The following is a 16,298-nucleotide window of genomic DNA, read 5'->3' on the forward strand; positions in this document are numbered from 1 at the left end:
CATGCATTGTTAGGTCGACGGGTCACCCCCAAGTCCCCCCAAACCCCTCGACCCGTCCGACTAGAAGCCGACCCGCAAAAAGGTCGGCTTTTTCTTTTCTTCAGGACGCAAGGCCGCTGCCGAGAAGCTCGGCCAGATCCCGCACCGGCCGGCCTGCCTCGCGGCTGAGCCGGATAGCAAAATCGGCGAGCGGCAAGGGTGGGAGGTCGAGGTCGGGAGACGCCTCCAGAATACCGGAATGCGCGAAGCGCCACGTGCGCGGCGTCAGCGCGATGCCGGCATTGACCGCCGCGCGCAGGCCGGCAAGGCTGGCACTGCCGGCGGCGATGCGATAGTGGCGGCCGGCGGCGTCGAGCGCATCGAGCGCAGCCTCCCTGAAGCCGCAATAGGGGTCGAGCAGCGCCAGCGGCACCGCTTCCTGCCGCGTCGCCAGCCCTTTTTCCGAGGAGAGCCACAGCATTGGCTCGCTGATCAGCGCGACTTCATCGGGTGATGGCGCGTGGCGCATGGTGATCGCAAGGTCGATCTGGCCTGCCTGCAGCGCCGATCCGAGCTCCAGCGAGCGGCCGACGCGCAGCTCGATCCTGACGCGCGGATGGCTGGCGGCGAAGGCCCTGAGCAGCTCCGGCAGGCCATGATCGGCAAAGTCCTGCGTGGTGCCGATGGCGATGCGACCGCCGGCCCGCGCGCCTTTCAGCGCCAGCCAGGCTTCGGTGTGGACGGCAAGGATGCGCCTGGCATGGCCGACAAGGTCCTCGCCGGCCGGCGTCAGGCCGCGCCCCCTGCCCTGGGGGCTGAGCAACGGCTCGCCGACGATCTCCTCCAGCCGCTGCATCTGCGCGGTGATCGCCGATGGCGATCGACCGACAGCGGAAGCCGCCTTGGCGAGCGAGCCGCCCTCGACAAAGGCAAGGAAGGTCTTGAGCAGATCGGGATCGAGTGTTTCCATAGTTCGACAATATCGAAGCGTTTATCAAAAACAATTCGATTTTTTTGATTCAATGATGATGACATGATCCTTCCATCGACGGCGCGACGCCGCCGAACCCGAAGGAGAAAAAAATGCCGATCATCAATATCAGCGTCACCGGCAAGCCGGATGCAAAGCTTTCCGCCGCAATCGCGAAAGACGTGACCGAGATCACGGCCACGCATTTGCGCAAGGACCCCACCATCACCGCGGTCGCGGTCAGCTATATCGACCCGCAGCACTGGTTCGCCGGCGGCAAGTCGCTCGCCGAGCATGGGGCGAGCACCTTCTGGCTCGATATCAAGGTGGTGGACGGCACCAACACCAAGCTCGAGCTCGAAGCCTATCTCAAGGCGATCTTCGACGCCTTCGGCCGCCTGCTCGACGGCGTGCACGAGGAAAGCTATGCGCTGGTGCATGAGGTGCCGGCGGCGGCCTACGGCTTTGGCGGCAAGTCGCAGGAATTCCGGTTCATCAGCGGGCGGTTGAAGGCGGCCTAGCCCCGGCGCCCACTTCTCCCGCAAGGGGGAAGGAGAGCGCATTGACCTTCCCTCCACTTCCGCTACCCTCTGCCACCGAAGCGGCCGCCAAGAGCCGCGCCCTGGAGGACGTTGGGAGAGCGGCATGATCCTGACATTGGCGCTGCTTGCCGGTGTTGCCTTTGCCTGGCTGCTGATCGGCGTGATCGAGAGGTTCAGGCTCGACCTGCGCTTCACCCAGGCGCTGCTCTACGTGCCGTTCAAGCTCGCCTACCGCATCGCCGACAACCGCATCCGCATTGCCCGCAATGCGCAGACGCCGGTCATCTATGTCGTCTCGCACCAGTCGCGCATCGAGCCGGCGCTGATGCTGTCGCTGTTGCCCGACGACACGCTGCACATCCTGGACGAGGCCTCGGCGCGCTCGCCATGGCTGGAACCGTGGCGCGAGCTTGCCCGCACCATCGCCTTCAACGCCGAGCATGTCTTCGTCAGCCGCCGGCTGGTGCGCGTGCTGAAGGGCAAGGGCCGGCTTGCCGTCTATCTGCCCGACACGGTCGAGCCTGACGTCAAGTCGTTCCGGCTGTTCCGCGCCATCACCCGCATCGCCATGCAGGCCGACGCCCGAATCGTGCCGATCTTCGTCGCCGGTTCACGCGACCTGCCGGTGTCGCTGACGCCGGCCGACAAGGCGCCGCGCCACTGGTTCCCGCGGCTGTCGCTCAGCGTGCTGGAGCCGATGACCGTCGCCGAACTGGTGGCGCGCAACCCCGACATGGCTTCGAACACCAACGCGCTGTTCGACCGTTTCGCCGAAGCGCGGCTTTACGGCAGCAATCTCGACCGTGGCCTGTTCCTGGCCATGCGCGATGCGGCGGATCGCGTCGGTGCCTCGCATCCGATCATCGAAGACGTCATTTCGGGCGCGCTCAGCTACCGCAAGATGTTCATCGGCGCGCGCGTGCTCGGCCGCCGCTTCGAGGCGGCGACCGCGCCCGGCGAAGCGGTCGGCCTGCTGTTGCCCAACGCCAATGGCGTGGTGCTGTCATTCGTCGGTCTGATCTCGGCGGCCCGCGTCGCGGCGATGATCAACTACACCGCCGGACCGGCGAGCGTGACAGCGGCGATCCGCACCGCCGTCATCCGCACCGTGGTCTCATCGCGCGCTTTCATCGAGAAGGCGGGCATCGACGATATTGTCGCCGCCGTCGAAGCGGGCGGGGCGAAGATGCTCTGGCTCGAGGATGTGAGGGAGAGCGTGACGGTGCTCGACAAGGTCGCCGCGGCGCTTTTCTGGCGCTTCCCTCTGCAGCGGCAGCAGGCGTCGAAACCGGCGGTGATCCTGTTCACCTCGGGCTCGGAAGGCACGCCCAAGGCAGTGGTGCTGTCGCACCGCAACCTTCTTGCCAACGCCATGCAGGCCGAGGCGCGCATCACCGTCTCGCCATCCGACATCCTGCTCAACGTGCTGCCGGTGTTCCATTCCTTCGGGCTGACCGGCGGCACCATCCTGCCGCTGGTGACCGGGGTGAAATTGTTCCTCTACCCTTCGCCGCTGCACTACAAGATCATTCCGGAGATCGCACGCAAGGTGAAGCCGACGGTGATGTTCGGCACCGACACTTTCCTTGCCAATTATGCCCGCACCGCCAAGGACGGCGACTTCTCGAGCCTGCGCTTCGTAGTGGCCGGCGCCGAGGCCGTGAAGCCGGAGACCAGGCGCGTCTACCGCGACCGTTTCGAGGCGTCGATCATCGAAGGCTTTGGGCTGACTGAGGCGGCGCCGGTGGTGGCGGTGAACACCGCGATCCACAACCGCGACGGCACGGTCGGCCGGCTGCTGCCGGCGATCCGCATGAAGCTCGAGCCGGTCGAGGGCATCAGCGACGCCGGCCGGCTGTGGCTCGACGGGCCGAACATGATGATGGGCTACATGACCGCCGACCGGCCGGGCGAATTGCAGCCGCTCGAAGGCTGGCACGATACCGGCGACATCGTGTCGGTCGACCGCGACGGCTTCATCACCATCCGAGGTCGCGCAAAACGCTTCGCCAAGATCGCCGGCGAGATGGTGTCGCTGGGCGCGGTCGAGATGCTGGTGCAGTCGCTGTGGCCGGAAGAACGCCACGCGGCGGTGGCGGTGCCCGACAAAAGGCGCGGCGAGCGCATCGTGCTGGTCACCACGGCCGACGACGCCAATCCGGAAGAGCTGCGCCAGTTCGGCAAGAAGGCAGGCGCGGCGGAGCTGATGGTGCCGAACGACATCGTCAAGGTGGAAGAAATCCCTGTGCTGGGCTCCGGCAAGACCGACTATGTCTCGGCCCGCAAGCTCGCGATCGACCGGCTGGGGCTGAGTGCCGCGGCGTAGCGCCTACCCGATATCCGAAGGCGGCACCTTCTCGCCTTCGCGCATGGCCCGCTTCGAATAGGCGCGCACCGAGAACGGCAGGAACAGCAGGTAGCCGGCGACCGACGCGGTCAGCGTGTACCAGGGATAGGCCATCAACAGCAGGATATAGAGCACGACGCCCAAGATGACCGGCAGCACCCTGTCGCCCGGCACCTTGACGCTCTTGCCCGAATAGACCGGCAGCCGGCTGACCAGAAGGAAGGCGACCAGCACGGTGAAGCCGGTGGCGATGAAGGCCGCAGGCCGGCTGGGCTCCAGCCCGAGCCGCAGGAAATAGAGATAGCAGGGCAGCATCACCAGCACCGCGCCGGCCGGCGCAGGCACGCCGACGAAATATTCTGTCTGCCAGGCCGGCTGGTCGGTGTCGTCGGCCAGCACGTTGAAGCGGGCCAGCCGCATGCCGCATGCGATGGTGAAGAGGAGCGCGGCGATCCAGCCCGGCGAGCCGGCGCGGTCGAGCAGGAAGGCGTAGAGCACCAGCGCCGGCGCGACGCCGAAATTGACGATGTCGGCCAGCGAATCCATCTGCGCGCCGAATTTCGAGGTCGCCTTCAGCATGCGCGCCAGGCGGCCGTCTATGCCGTCGAGGAAGGCAGCGAGCAGCACCATGACGACGGCCGGCTCGAAACGGTCCTCGAAGGCGAAGCGGATGCCCGACAGGCCCGCACAGATGGCAAGCACGGTAACCAGGTTGGGCAGCACCATGCGCATCGGGATCTCGCGGATGCGCGGGCCGCCGCTGGCGTGAGCCTCGAATTTCTTGAAGGGCGCGCCCACGTCTCAGGAAATCCTGACCAGCGGGGCGACGGCCACGCCGCCGAACTCCGCTAGCACCGTCTCGCCGCCCACGGCCGTCTGGCCGACGGCAACGCGCGGCACGGCGCTCGCGGGCAGGAAGACGTCGACGCGCGAGCCGAAGCGGATCAGCCCAAAACGCTCGCCGATTCCGATCGAGCCGCCCTGCTCGGCCCAGCAGACGATGCGGCGGGCGACCAGCCCGGCGATCTGCACCGCGGCGATCGTGCCGTTGGGGCTGTCGATGACCAGGCCGTTGCGCTCGTTCTCGGAGCTTGCCTTGTCGAGCTCGGCATTTAGGAATTTGCCGGGACGATGCTCGATGCGCGTGATCCTGCCGCGCACCGGCGCGCGGTTGATGTGGCAGGAAAAGACATTCATGAACACCGAGATGCGGGTCATCTCGGTGGAACCCAGGCCAAGCTCGCCGGGCGGCACGGCAGGCCCGACCGCCGAGATCACGCCGTCGGCCGGACTCACCACCAGCCGGTCGTCGACCGGCGTGACGCGCTCGGGATCGCGGTAGAAGTAGATGCACCAGGCGGTGAGGATCAGCCCGATCCAGAACAGGACGGAGGAGAAATAGCCGAGGAAAAGCGTTGCCGCGCCGAAGGCGGCGATGAAGGGATAGCCCTCGCGATGGATCGGAACGAACGTATTCTTGATCGTGTCGACGAGGCTCATCGGGCTGGGGCGGTTCCTGTTTCAGGTCCGGCCTCAATAGCCGAAAGCCCCCCTCCCCGCAACGCAACAATGGCAGAGAGGCGGGCTCTGATGCAGGCGCGGCGCGCGGCAATAACTTTTGCCTCTACTGTCGGAACTCGGCCCTTTCACTCGTCCTTGGCTAGACAACACTCCAAGGAGCCGCCGATGCCATCGCCGAAATCGTCTGCAAGAAGTGCCAGGGTCATCACAGAGGGCCTCGCCTTCGGCGAGTCGCCGCGCTGGCGTGAGGGGCGACTCTGGCTCTGCAACTGGGGCACGGGCGAGATTGTCGCCGTGGACGAAGAGGGCAAGAGCGAGGTCATGCTCACCGTGCCGGCCGTCCTGCCCTATTCGATCGACTGGCTGCCCGACGGCCGGCTTCTGGTGGTCTCCGGTCGGGAGGGGCTTCTGCTCCGGCAGGAACGAGACGGAACGCTCGCCACCCATGCCGATCTGAGAGACCTGTCCAAGAACCCATGGAACGAGATCGTCGTCGACGGACGCGGCAACATCTATGTCAATGGCGGCGGACCGGCGCCGGCGCCGGGTGAGCATTTTGGGCCGGGCACCATCGTGCTGATCACGCCGAACGGCGCGGTCCGACAGGTGGCCGAGAACATTGCCTTCGCCAATGGCATGGCGGTGGCACCGGACAACCGGACGCTCATTGTCGCCGAATCCCACGCCAACCGCCTCACCGCCTTCGATATCACGACCGACGGCAGCCTTTCCAACCGCCGCGTTTGGGCGGATCTCGGCAATGATTATCCCGACGGCATATGCATCGATGCCGAGGGCTGCGTCTGGTACGCCGACGTGCCCAACCGGCACTGCGTCAGGGTGCGCGAAGGCAGTGCGAAAATCGACAAGGTCGAGGTCGATCGCGGCTGCTTTGCCTGCATGCTGGGCGGCGCCGGCGGCAGGACGCTGTTCATCGTTGCCGCCGAATGGCGCGGTTTCGAGAACATGGTGAGCGACGCCCGCACCGGTCAGGTGCTGAGCGCCGCCGTTTCCTCGCCTGGGGCGGGATGGCCGTCTTATGATTCCGGCACGCGCTGGTAGTTGGCGATGTCGGCCTTGACGCCGAGGCGGGCGATCGTCTCCTGCGGGCTGAAGGCGATGCGCTGATGCGCTGCCTTGACTATCGGCACCACCTTGTCGACGGCCGCCTGGCTTTCCCATTCGACCATGGTGACGATGTTGAATTCGCCGGGGCCGGAGAACTGCTCGAGCAGGAAATCCTGCACGAAGCCTTCCTGCCGGCGCAGCAATTCATGCGTCATGAATACCTTGGCGAGGATCTCGTCACGCGCTTCCGCTGGGACGACGAACTTGTCGACCCGGAACACGCTGCCATCGCGTTGATTCTTATTGCTCATTTCGATCCGTCTCCGTTCTTTAACGACTTGTTTCGCAGGGGCTCGGAGACGGTTTGCAAGCTCAAGATAGGTTGAGGTCAAGGAGAATTTCGCGAGACGTTGACACTGCTGATCTCCCCCACAAGGGGGGAGATTGGCGCTTCGCCGCTCCTACGAAACCTCCGACGTCCTCCGCCGCACGATCACACCAAGCTCGTCGCCTTCTCTGGCGATGCGCAGGCGTTCCTCGGCTTCGGTCGCTTCGCGCTGGCGGTCCCACATAGAGGCGTAGAGGCCGTGCTTGGCGAGCAAAGCCGCATGGGTGCCGCGCTCGGCGATCTGGCCGTCTTTCAGCACGATGATCTCGTCGGCCGAGATCACAGTCGACAGCCGGTGGGCGATGACGATGGTGGTGCGGCCCTTGCTGACGAGGTCGAGCGCCGCCTGGATTTCCTGCTCGGTCTGGGTGTCCAGCGCCGAGGTCGCTTCGTCCAGCATCAGGATCGGCGGCGCCTTGAGGATGGTGCGGGCGATCGCCACGCGCTGCTTCTCGCCGCCGGACAGCTTCAGGCCGCGCTCGCCGACCATCGAGCGATAGCCGTCGGGGAGTTTGTCGATGAACGGCCCGATCTGGGCGAGCTCGGCCGCCTTGCGCACCTCCTCCTCGCTGGCGCCGACGCGGCCGTAGCGGATGTTGTAGGCGATGGTGTCGTTGAAGAGCACAGTGTCCTGCGGCACCATGCCGAGCACGGCGCGCAGGCTCTGCTGCGTCACGTCGCGGATATCCTGGCCGTCGATCAGCACCTGGCCACGCTGGACGTCATAGAAGCGGAAGAGAAGCCTGGAGATGGTCGACTTGCCGGCGCCCGACGGGCCGACGATCGCCACCGTCTTGCCGGCCGGAACCTCGAAGGAGACGCCTTTCAGGATCTTGCGGTTCGGATCGTAGGAGAAGTGCACGTCGCGGAATTCGACCTTGCCGGCACTCACCTTCAACGGCCTGGCATCCGGCTTGTCGACGATCTCCTGCGGCACGTCGAGCAGGTCGAACATGTGCTCGATGTCGGTCAGGCCTTGCCGGATCTCACGATAGATGAAACCGATGAAGTTGAGCGGCACCGAAAGCTGCATCAGCATGGCGTTGATGAAGACGAAATCGCCGACCGACTGCGTGCCGGCCTGCACCTCGAGCGCCGACATGCACATGACGATGACGGTGCCCATCCCGAAGATGACGCCCTGGCCGAAGTTCAGCCAGCCGAGCGACGTCCAGGTTTTCGTCGCGGCGGTCTCGTAGCGCGCCATCGAGCGGTCGAAGCGCTCGGCCTCCATGCGCTCGTTGGTGAAATATTTGACCGTCTCGAAATTCAAGAGCGAGTCGATCGCCTTGGTGTTGGCGTCGGTGTCACTGTCGTTCATGTCGCGGCGGATCGAGATGCGCCAGTCGCTGGCCTTGACCGTGAACCAGACATAGATCCAGACGGTGACCGCGACGACGCCCACATATTTCCAGCCATAGGTATAGGCGAAGATGGCGGCCGTCAGCGCGAATTCGAGGATGGTCGGCGCCGTGTTCAGCATGACGAAGCGCACGATCGTCTCGATGCCCTTGGTGCCGCGCTCGATGATGCGCGACAGGCCGCCGGTGCGGCGCTCCAAATGGAAACGTAGCGACAGCTGATGCATGTGGACGAAGGTGCGGAAGGCGAGCTGGCGCACCGCATACTGACCGACGCGGGCGAACAGCGCGTCGCGCAGCTGGTTGAAGCCGAGCTGCACCAGCCTCAGCACGTTGTAGGCGATGACCAGCATCACCGGCGCCAGCATGAAGGCGGGCAGTGGCGGCGGCGTCTTCGAGCCGTGCGCCAGCGCATCGGTCGCCCATTTGAAGAAATAGGGGCCGGCGACCAGCGTGAGCTTGGCGACGACCAGCAGCAGCGTCGCCCAGGTGACGCGGGCTCTTAAGTCGGCGCGGTCGGCCGGCCACATATAAGGCCACAGGTTGCGTAGTGTGGTGAGGGTGCCGGATTCGGCGGAGACTGTCTTGTCGGCCACTATTTCTTGCCTTTTGGGTGAGAGGGTTCAGCGGCTGGCGCAGCAGGAGTTGACGAGGTCATGGAGCGAGGCGGACACGCTCGCGAGCGCCGCGTGATCGACCGCGTAGCGCGAGCGCTGGCGGTCGGCCTCGAAGCGGACCAGCCCGGCCTCGACCAGGATTTTCAGATGTTGCGAGACCGTCGACTGGGCGAGGTCGAGATGATCGACCACCTCGCGGCAGGAGCAGCAGCGGCTGGCCGAGAGACGCTTCAGGATCTCGATGCGCGCCGGATGCGAAAGTGCCGCAAACCGCGCGGCAACGGCGCGGCTGTCGGGGGCGCGGTTGTGAGATTGGGATTCGGTCATCGTTCATCGGCGATAGACGATGAACGATGAGAGGGCAAGCTAGGCGGATGGGTAGATCGTCGGAACTGGTAATCTCCCCCTTGTGGGGAGATGTCCGGCAGGACAGAGGGGCGCGAAGGAACGCGGCCTCTCCCAATCTGGCCAACATACACAGCCCACCGTTTTATGCAGACTGAGAAGCCGGCGGGACAGCGCCCCCCTCTGCCTGCCGGCATCTCCCCCACAAGGGGGAGATCAGCTAGTCGCCACCCTACTCCGCCTTTGGCGTAGTCATCTGGTCGCCCATGGCCTTCATGTCGGCCGGCTCGCCTTCCTTCGACTTGCCGGGAACCTTGAAGACCTGGCCGGGCCAGATGCGGTCGGGGTCACGGATCTGGTCCTGGTTGGCGAGATAGATGGTCGAAAAGCGCACGCCATGACCGTAGACGCGGCGCGAGATGCGCCAGAGCGTGTCATTGCGGCGGATGATGACCGAGCCGTCGGCGTGTTCGAGCTTCGGCGCGACCGTCTCCGCCACACCGGCCGACGGCGTCGCTTCCGCGACTTTGGCCGGAGCCTGGGCTGCCGGCGCCGTCGTCGTTGTCTCGGCGGGCTTGGTCTCGGTCGCCGCAGCAGTCTCGGCTGGCTTGGCCTGCCCGGCCAGGGACCCGGCACCCTGGACCTGCGTGAGCTTGGTATCAGCCGGCTTGGTCTCGCTCGGCGCGATAGCGGCGATCGACTCACCGGGCTCGCGTTCGAACGGCACGGCGGCGCGGGCGACGACCTTGACGCCGTCGTCATCCAGGCCGTCGACATGGATGGTGTGGCTGCCGACCGGGATGTCGCGCGCCGCCTCGATCAGGAAATGGCCGTCGGGCGAAGTCTTGGCCTCGCCAAGCAGGATGTCGTCGGCATAGGCGCGCACCTTGCGGCCGGGGTCCGCAGTGCCGGCGACAAAGATCTTGCTGCCGTCGATCTCGACCGCCTCGACGGCGATCTTGGGCTCGCCTGCTGCGGCGGTTGGGGTCTGTGTTGCAGGGGCGGCAGCCTGGTCGGTGGCGCCCGGAGCAGTTGCGGCCGGCGCGGCCTCGGTATTGGGGGCGGTCGTGGCAGCGGCCGGGGCCTGCGCCGCCGGGGCGGCAGCCTGGTCAGTGGCGGCCGGTGCGGCCGGCTTGGCCTCCGGCTGCGGAACGGTGAGCAGTTCGGACGGCTTGCCCGGCTCCTCGACCATCGCCAGCACCTGGCCGGTCGGACTCTGCGGCACCGAGACGACGGCCGTCTGCACCGACGCAACGGCGACGCCGCCGGCTGTCGAGCGCAGCGTGATCGTGTAGTCGCCGGGCTTCAGCGGATCGTCGAGCACGATGGCGAAGGCGCCGTCGGGGCCGGCATCGGTCGAGCCAAGCACCGTCCCGCCATTCAGGATCTCGACCTTGGCGTTGGGCGCGGCGCTGCCGGCGACGACGATCGAGCCGTCGCCTTCGACGCGCACGACATCGAAGGTCGGCAGCACCGGACCGGCGGCGGGCGCCTGAGCGGCCGGCGCCGAAACTGCCGGAGCCGTCGCATTGTTGGCCGGTGCCATTGCGTTGTTGGCGGGCGCCATCTTGTTGGCCGGCGCCATCGTGTTGGCCGGGGCTTGCGTCTGCGGCAGGCGCCCCTCGGTGGACGTGCTGTTGGATTCAGCTGGTTTCGTATCCGCCTGCGGAAGCGCCGCGACCTGTGCCGGTTTCTGGTTGTTGATATACGGGTCGAGCGCGCCCGATCCGTAGGCGACCGCCGCGACGACGGCAACACCGCCCGCCGCGAACAAGAACGCCTTTGAAGGATTGATAGCCATAATCTTTTCTGCCCCCTTAGCCACCTAACGCCGGTCTAGCGTGTTTTAACCAGTGCTACAAGAAAAAGCCCGCCCATGGGCTTGACCGCGCCAACTGGTCCCATCACCAATCATCCCATGAACACGATTCGATCCGTCTGCGTCTATTGCGGTTCGTCTCCGGGCCGCGACGACGCCTATGTCAAGGCCGGCCACCTGCTCGGCCGCTCGCTGGCCAAGTCAGGCCTGCGCCTGATCTATGGCGGCGGCACAAAGGGCATCATGGGCGCCGTCGCCGACGGAGCGATCAAGGCCGGCGGCCAGGTGACCGGCATCATCCCGCGCTTCCTGATCAACAGGGAGGCAACCCAGATCGCTCTCGACAAGCTCGACGAGCTGTTGATCACCGACAACATGCACGAGCGCAAGCACCGGATGTTCGAGAAGTCCGACGCCTTCGTGGCGCTGCCGGGCGGCATCGGCACGGTCGAGGAGATCGTCGAGATCATGACCTGGGCGCAGCTCGGCCATCACCGCAAGCCGATCGTATTCGCCAACATCAAGGGCTTCTGGGACCCGATGCTTTCGCTGATCGAGCACATGTCGGGCGAAGGCTTCATCCACACCGCACATAGGGTGAAGCCGCTGGTGGTCAACGACCCCGAGGCCATCGTCGCCGCCATCATGGTCGCCGGATCGTCTGTCGACGCGCCGACGGAGGGTATGCAGGCGGTGATCGACAAGATGTAGGGCGCGTTCAGCGGCGCTCGACGCCCTTTGCCGCCAATATGTCGTCAACGGCTGCCGACATCAGAAATTCCGATAGCTGCCTGGCAGCTTCCGAATGTTTTGAATCGGCGCCGATGCCAATGGCAAAGTCGATATAACTTTGAAGTTCTGCCGGGAACTGACCGACAAGCATGACCTCAGGAGCGGCTGCGATAATCGAAGTCACGGGAACGACCCCCAACTCTGCTTCGCCGCGGCCAACGGCAAGCGCTGTCTGCCCTCCCGATACGGCCACAAGCTTGGGCTTCACCTCATCCACTATTCTCAAGCGTTCCAGCAAACCGGAGAAGTAGCCCCCGCTGGTTCCTTCGCTGGCATAGGCGATTGAGCTGGCGCTCTTCAACGCATGTACGAATGCTTCCACGGATCCAATGTTGGGTGGTTGACTGCCTGCCTTGGCCGCCACCCCCATATCAGATCCCGAACCAGGTTCGGATTGGTGATAACAAGGTCAAAGGGTTCCCCAGCCTCAATCTGCTTCTTTACTGTCGGATTGAGTTCCCACTTTGCCGCGACCGTGAACCCTGCCGCTGCTTCGAACTGGGATACGAGAGCAAGGACGGCTGGGCGAACTGCAATAGCCCCAAACAGCCGGATATCCTGATTCATGGCCTAACCTGAAATCGGTCGAAACGACCTTCCTTACACGTATCCGAGCCTGCATTCCAAGGTGGCCCCGGCCAGCGTGTCGTCGTGCCGGCCTCCTGATCAAACCGACAGAACGTGTGAATTGCCTGGAACTAGCGCCTTCCTCAAATCCCCAACCACCGCCCTCCGATCATTGCGGCGCCACGCGAGATGGATGGCGACACTGCGCCCGAACCACGGCAGGTCGCGGAAGACGATCCCCGGCGGCGCTGCGGCGCGCAGACTGTCCTGGACCGTCGCCAGACCAAGGCCGGCGCTGACCAGGCCGAGCGAGGTCAGCGGGTCGGCTGTCTCATAGGCGATGTCGGGCACGAAGCCGGCCTCGACACAAGCCGCCAGGAACTGCGCGCGATTGGTGTCGTCGGGCTGACGCACGACAGTGATCCAGACGCGGCCGTCGAGATGATCCGGCCGGATGTCGGGGACATCAGCAAGCAGATCACCGTCGGGGATTGCCAGCACCAGCTGTTCGCGCCGCACCAGCATGCTCTCGATATCCGGATCGCCCTTCGGCGCCGGCGCATAGACGAAGCCGAGGTCGAGCGCACGCTGCCGCAGACCTTCGAACTGCGCTGCCGTGCGGCCGCTCCTGAGTTGCAGATGGAAATCCGGCCGCTCGCGGCGGAATTCCTTGAGCATGGCGGCGACCAGACCGGCGTGCACAGCGCCCTCGACATAGCCGATGGCGAGGCTGCCGGCCGCGCCGGTCGCAAGATTGCGGCCGAGCTCCTCCAGCCGCGCGGCGCTGGCGAGCAGCGCCCGGGCTTCGGCGAGGAAAGCCTTGCCCTCGGCGTTGAGATGGACGCGCTGCTTCGCCCGCTCGAACAGGACAACGCCCAGCTGCTCCTCGAGCTGCATGATCTGCCGGCTCAAGGGCGACTGGGAGATGTGCAGCTGCTCGGCGGCGCGGCCGACATTGCCGGCCTCGGCGACGGCGACGAAATATCTGATCTGGCGCAGGTCGAGCATCTTCCAAGTCCTGTCAGGTCTTAACTTTAGCCTAATCAGTCTTGGACTGTCTGACCAGCCGGCGCGATATCTCGTGACATCAACCGGCCACGAAGGAGACCGCCATGCAGTTCTTTGCCCTGCTTACCCGCAACACCCAGAAGTTCAGCGACGCCGATTTCGCGCCGCTGCTGCCCGGCGAGGCCGAGCAGCGGCGCACGCTCTATGCGCAGGGCGCCGTGCGGCAGGTCTGGAACCGCGGCGACATTCCCGGCAGCGGCGTGATGTTCGAGGCGGCCGACGAGAAGGAGGTGCGAGGCCATCTCGCCACGCTGCCGCTGGTCGAGGCCGGCATGATGGACATCGCGGCGATCGTTCCGCTCAGCCCGTATCCTGGGTTCGGTCCGAAGCGCTGAGACCGCGTGAAGATCGGTGCTGCCGCTTGGCCGGCAACACCTATGAGCGACCGAAGATGCGACGCAAAAGGCCCACCCGCGACGCGCCGACGTAGCGCTCGGGCAATGGGCGGGTGAGCAGGAACTGATCGCGCCCTTCGACGGTCTCGGTGCCGCAATAGCTGCATTGCAGCGACCTTGCCAACGGGACGATTTCTCTCAACACGGCGCTAAACCCTTCGCCATCGATCGGCACGTTCTTTGCCATCCGCAGTTCACGGGAGAACGCCTCGAAGCTGAGGAAGCGATAGCCGCGCTTTTCGAGCTCGGCGCACAGCTTTTTCAGTGCGGGCTCCGCGCCCCAGAACTCGAAGCGTGTCGGCCGGATGCGGGCATCCGGAGCGATTTCCAGGTTGAGGTCGCCGATCGCCTCGGCAGGAAGAATGAGCGGCGCAACCGCTGCAAGCGAATGCTGTTCGAGAATGAGCGGAAAGGCAAACGCCTCGGCCGCCATGCGGGCTATCTGCTCAAAGCCGGCTACGTCTTCCGTGGTGAAATAGAAATCCCGACGCCCCTCGCCATGCCGCTCCGCCAGGTAGCAGGCAGGACAGCCGGCGGTTGCCAGATCCTCGCAAAGCTTTTCGAGGAAGGCGTAATTCCGGATTGATCCCTTGGGAGACAGCAGAGCGTCGCGCGGCGTCAGTTCGTTCGCGCGCGGGGTGAGCTTCAGGAGCAGGATCGGCAGCGAAGCGGCGGCGCGCAGAAGCGCCATGTTCACGCGCGTATGAACGAACAGCTCGCCGCCATCGGGACGGTAGCGCACCAGGCCACGATGCGGTTCCGCCTCGCGGATGACCTCTTCGGTCTCCTCGTTCGAGACCTGTTCGCCGGTGACTGCGAATTGAAGCAAAGTCATCGCCCACCCCTCGCCCGCGACATTAAGCCAGGCCATCTTGCCAGTTCACGGAGCCGCCGCCCAGACCTCACGGCCAGGCGTTCTGCATCGCGTTCACCGAGAGCCAGGCAATCCAAGGCAGCGCGACTAGAAGCGCCAGCCGCAGGCCGGCCAATCGCGCCTGGTCCGCCTCCTGGCGCTGAAGCCGGCGCCAAATCTGGACGGCAGCGGCAAGAACGAGCACCGCGTAGAGCCCGCCCAGCGCCCATAGCACCGCCGTTCCGCTCACCGGCATGCCGGCCTGCTCCAGCACCTTGCCGAGCAGCAGAGCCGGCCCGGCGACGAAGAAGGCAATGGCGATCCCGAACAGGAAGCCGATCATCGCGCCCGGAAAGGAAGTCGCCGACAAAGCGACAAGCACTGCAAGCAAGATGAGCAGAGAGATGAATGCGCGCTGGCCCACGGCAACCCCCTTGCCCCAACAGACACAGCTTAAAGTAGCAGTCCGGAATTAATGGCGGGTAACGGGGCAGGTATGGAAGCCTAAGCCGAGCATCGGCTCCCGTCGCCAGTGCCCAGTGCAGCATACTCCCGACCGGGAACCAAGCCAGCACGTTAGCGTTGCCTCATATAATGAGATTGTGGAGATCGTCATGCTGCGAGGCGCACTGCTTTGGCTTATCGGGATTCCTTTGCCCATCATCCTCATTCTTTGGCTGCTGGGCTATTTACACTAGCTCTGCACTTGAATCCCAACACGTTTTAGTCTGGCTCAGTCGGCGCCATCAGATCGATGCTGCCAGACGCTTGCACTTCATCGAGCCGCGCGGCACGCTGGCGACGGCCGGTGAGCCCGCCGGCGACAATCGATGAAGGTGCAAAATTGCGTTCGACTGATTATCTCGGCCGCCTGTTCGGCCTCGAGGGCAGGCATGCCTTCATCACCGGCGCCAGCCGAGGCCTTGGTCTTGCCTTCGCGCAGGCGCTTGCCGGGGCCGGCGCGCGTGTCACGCTCGGCGGCCGCAAGGCGGACGAACTCAAAGCTGCCGGCGATCGCCTGCGCGCCGCGGGCTGCACGATTTCAGAATCGGTGATCGACGTCACCGACACGCAGTCGGTCGATACCGCAATTGCGGCGGCGGAGGCCGGCACCGGTCCGATCGACATCCTGGTCAACAATGCCGGCATTCAGCGCCGGGCACCGCTGGAGAGTTTCAGCGACGCCGACTGGGACGCGCTGATGGCGACCAACCTCGACGGCGTGTTCAAGGTGAGCCGGGCGGTGGTCAAAGGCATGATCGCGCGCCGCAAGGGCGTCATCATCAACGTCTCCTCGGTGCAGAGCGTGCTCGCCCGCCCCTCGATCGCACCCTACGCTGCAACCAAGGGAGCGATCACCATGCTGACCAAATCGATGGCCGGCGAATGGGGCCAGCACGGCGTGCGCGTCAACGCGATCGCGCCCGGCTATTTCAAGACCGAGCTCAACGCCGCGCTGGTCGCCGACGAGACATTCTCCGGCTGGCTTACCGGGCGCACGCCGATGCGGCGCTGGGGCGACGTCGAGGAACTGGCCGGCGCTGCCGTGTTCCTGGCATCCGACGCCGCGAGCTTCGTAACGGGACAGACGCTGCTGGTGGATGGCGGGATCACGAGCGTGTTGTAGCGGGGCCTCGCCCCCTCTCAGATCGGTAGGCTGGACTCG

At 65.3% G+C, this 16,298-nt stretch carries 16 protein-coding genes and 1 pseudogene; 6 read left to right on the plus strand and 11 right to left on the minus strand.

Annotation, left to right across the window (positions count from 1 at the left end; all coding sequences use genetic code 11):
- Positions 1 to 100: 100 nt before the first annotated feature.
- On the minus strand, positions 101 to 949 hold the full coding sequence (locus EJ067_RS05280; RefSeq protein ID WP_126084990.1) for a LysR substrate-binding domain-containing protein: 849 nt from the start codon (positions 947 to 949) through the stop codon (positions 101 to 103).
- Positions 950 to 1,062: 113 nt separating this feature from the next.
- Here EJ067_RS05280 and EJ067_RS05285 point away from each other — a divergent pair, with 113 nt between their 5' ends.
- Positions 1,063 to 1,470 carry a 4-oxalocrotonate tautomerase family protein gene (locus EJ067_RS05285; protein ID WP_126084991.1) on the plus strand — a complete coding sequence of 136 codons (408 nt, stop codon included), beginning with the start codon at positions 1,063 to 1,065 and terminating at the stop codon, positions 1,468 to 1,470.
- Positions 1,471 to 1,594: 124 nt separating this feature from the next.
- Entirely contained in the window at positions 1,595 to 3,817 is a 2,223-nt protein-coding gene (locus EJ067_RS05290) for an AMP-binding protein (protein WP_126084992.1), read from the plus strand.
- Positions 3,818 to 3,820: 3 nt separating this feature from the next.
- On the opposite strand, the gene EJ067_RS05295 is transcribed toward EJ067_RS05290, so the two are convergent.
- The gene (locus EJ067_RS05295) at positions 3,821 to 4,564 is read right to left on the minus strand and encodes a phosphatidylcholine/phosphatidylserine synthase (RefSeq protein WP_245468285.1); all 744 of its coding nucleotides are present in this window, start codon (positions 4,562 to 4,564) and stop codon (positions 3,821 to 3,823) included.
- 75 nt (positions 4,565 to 4,639) lie between these two features.
- A complete protein-coding gene (locus tag EJ067_RS05300) occupies positions 4,640 to 5,338 on the minus strand; it encodes a phosphatidylserine decarboxylase (protein WP_126084994.1) in 699 nt (232 codons plus the stop codon).
- A gap of 186 nt (positions 5,339 to 5,524) precedes the next feature.
- Between EJ067_RS05300 and EJ067_RS05305 the strand changes: the two genes are divergently transcribed.
- The gene (locus EJ067_RS05305) at positions 5,525 to 6,421 is read left to right on the plus strand and encodes an SMP-30/gluconolactonase/LRE family protein (RefSeq protein ID WP_126084995.1); all 897 of its coding nucleotides are present in this window, start codon (positions 5,525 to 5,527) and stop codon (positions 6,419 to 6,421) included.
- Here EJ067_RS05305 and EJ067_RS05310 read toward each other — a convergent pair.
- From EJ067_RS05310 to EJ067_RS05325, 4 genes are all read right to left on the minus strand, one after another.
- Positions 6,397 to 6,738, minus strand: coding sequence for an antibiotic biosynthesis monooxygenase (locus EJ067_RS05310; protein ID WP_126084996.1), 342 nt, complete (start codon positions 6,736 to 6,738; stop codon positions 6,397 to 6,399). The genes EJ067_RS05305 and EJ067_RS05310 overlap by 25 nt on opposite strands.
- A 150-nt stretch (positions 6,739 to 6,888) precedes the next feature.
- The gene (locus EJ067_RS05315; protein ID WP_126084997.1) at positions 6,889 to 8,772 is read right to left on the minus strand and encodes an ABC transporter ATP-binding protein/permease; all 1,884 of its coding nucleotides are present in this window, start codon (positions 8,770 to 8,772) and stop codon (positions 6,889 to 6,891) included.
- Between the two features lie 27 nt (positions 8,773 to 8,799).
- A complete protein-coding gene (locus EJ067_RS05320) occupies positions 8,800 to 9,120 on the minus strand; it encodes a metalloregulator ArsR/SmtB family transcription factor (RefSeq protein WP_126084998.1) in 321 nt (106 codons plus the stop codon).
- A 250-nt stretch (positions 9,121 to 9,370) separates the two neighbouring features.
- On the minus strand, positions 9,371 to 10,939 hold the full coding sequence (locus tag EJ067_RS05325) for a LysM peptidoglycan-binding domain-containing protein (protein ID WP_126084999.1): 1,569 nt from the start codon (positions 10,937 to 10,939) through the stop codon (positions 9,371 to 9,373).
- Between the two features lie 117 nt (positions 10,940 to 11,056).
- Between EJ067_RS05325 and EJ067_RS05330 the strand changes: the two genes are divergently transcribed.
- Positions 11,057 to 11,668, plus strand: coding sequence for a TIGR00730 family Rossman fold protein (locus EJ067_RS05330; protein WP_126085000.1), 612 nt, complete (start codon positions 11,057 to 11,059; stop codon positions 11,666 to 11,668).
- Positions 11,669 to 11,675: 7 nt separating this feature from the next.
- Here the strand turns inward: EJ067_RS05330 and EJ067_RS05335 are convergent.
- A pseudogene (locus tag EJ067_RS05335) lies at positions 11,676 to 12,316 on the minus strand (substrate-binding domain-containing protein).
- Between the two features lie 99 nt (positions 12,317 to 12,415).
- Complete coding sequence (locus EJ067_RS05340; protein WP_126085001.1) at positions 12,416 to 13,324, minus strand: LysR substrate-binding domain-containing protein; 909 nt, start codon at positions 13,322 to 13,324, stop codon at positions 12,416 to 12,418.
- Positions 13,325 to 13,428: 104 nt separating this feature from the next.
- Between EJ067_RS05340 and EJ067_RS05345 the strand changes: the two genes are divergently transcribed.
- On the plus strand, positions 13,429 to 13,719 hold the full coding sequence (locus tag EJ067_RS05345; protein WP_126085002.1) for a muconolactone Delta-isomerase family protein: 291 nt from the start codon (positions 13,429 to 13,431) through the stop codon (positions 13,717 to 13,719).
- A gap of 40 nt (positions 13,720 to 13,759) precedes the next feature.
- On the opposite strand, the gene EJ067_RS05350 is transcribed toward EJ067_RS05345, so the two are convergent.
- Together EJ067_RS05350 and EJ067_RS05355 are read right to left on the minus strand one after the other, a co-directional pair.
- Positions 13,760 to 14,614, minus strand: coding sequence for a hypothetical protein (locus EJ067_RS05350; RefSeq protein WP_126085003.1), 855 nt, complete (start codon positions 14,612 to 14,614; stop codon positions 13,760 to 13,762).
- Positions 14,615 to 14,681: 67 nt separating this feature from the next.
- Complete coding sequence (locus EJ067_RS05355) at positions 14,682 to 15,056, minus strand: hypothetical protein (protein ID WP_126085004.1); 375 nt, start codon at positions 15,054 to 15,056, stop codon at positions 14,682 to 14,684.
- A gap of 420 nt (positions 15,057 to 15,476) precedes the next feature.
- On the opposite strand from EJ067_RS05355, the gene EJ067_RS05360 reads away from it, so the two are divergent.
- Positions 15,477 to 16,259 (plus strand): glucose 1-dehydrogenase, encoded by a 783-nt coding sequence (locus tag EJ067_RS05360; protein WP_126085005.1) that lies wholly within the window; start codon positions 15,477 to 15,479, stop codon positions 16,257 to 16,259.
- Positions 16,260 to 16,298 lie beyond the last annotated feature (39 nt).

It is taken from the genome of Mesorhizobium sp. M1D.F.Ca.ET.043.01.1.1 (assembly GCF_003952385.1).
Taxonomy (GTDB): Bacteria; Pseudomonadota; Alphaproteobacteria; order Rhizobiales; family Rhizobiaceae; genus Mesorhizobium.

Excerpts from the sequence above, each read along its gene's own strand:
- EJ067_RS05290 (WP_126084992.1), top strand. The coding sequence starts at position 1,595 with ATGATCCTGACATTGGCGCTGCTTGCCGGTGTTGCCTTTGCCTGGCTG.
- EJ067_RS05310 (WP_126084996.1), bottom strand. The coding sequence starts at position 6,738 with ATGAGCAATAAGAATCAACGCGATGGCAGCGTGTTCCGGGTCGACAAG.
- EJ067_RS05345 (WP_126085002.1), top strand. The coding sequence starts at position 13,429 with ATGCAGTTCTTTGCCCTGCTTACCCGCAACACCCAGAAGTTCAGCGAC.
- EJ067_RS05330 (WP_126085000.1), top strand. The coding sequence starts at position 11,057 with ATGAACACGATTCGATCCGTCTGCGTCTATTGCGGTTCGTCTCCGGGC.
- EJ067_RS05300 (WP_126084994.1), bottom strand. The coding sequence starts at position 5,338 with ATGAGCCTCGTCGACACGATCAAGAATACGTTCGTTCCGATCCATCGC.
- EJ067_RS05350 (WP_126085003.1), bottom strand. The coding sequence starts at position 14,614 with ATGACTTTGCTTCAATTCGCAGTCACCGGCGAACAGGTCTCGAACGAG.
- EJ067_RS05295 (WP_245468285.1), bottom strand. The coding sequence starts at position 4,564 with ATGGTGCTGCCCAACCTGGTTACCGTGCTTGCCATCTGTGCGGGCCTG.
- EJ067_RS05340 (WP_126085001.1), bottom strand. The coding sequence starts at position 13,324 with ATGCTCGACCTGCGCCAGATCAGATATTTCGTCGCCGTCGCCGAGGCC.
- EJ067_RS05305 (WP_126084995.1), top strand. The coding sequence starts at position 5,525 with ATGCCATCGCCGAAATCGTCTGCAAGAAGTGCCAGGGTCATCACAGAG.
- EJ067_RS05280 (WP_126084990.1), bottom strand. The coding sequence starts at position 949 with ATGGAAACACTCGATCCCGATCTGCTCAAGACCTTCCTTGCCTTTGTC.
- EJ067_RS05325 (WP_126084999.1), bottom strand. The coding sequence starts at position 10,939 with ATGGCTATCAATCCTTCAAAGGCGTTCTTGTTCGCGGCGGGCGGTGTT.
- EJ067_RS05320 (WP_126084998.1), bottom strand. The coding sequence starts at position 9,120 with ATGACCGAATCCCAATCTCACAACCGCGCCCCCGACAGCCGCGCCGTT.
- EJ067_RS05285 (WP_126084991.1), top strand. The coding sequence starts at position 1,063 with ATGCCGATCATCAATATCAGCGTCACCGGCAAGCCGGATGCAAAGCTT.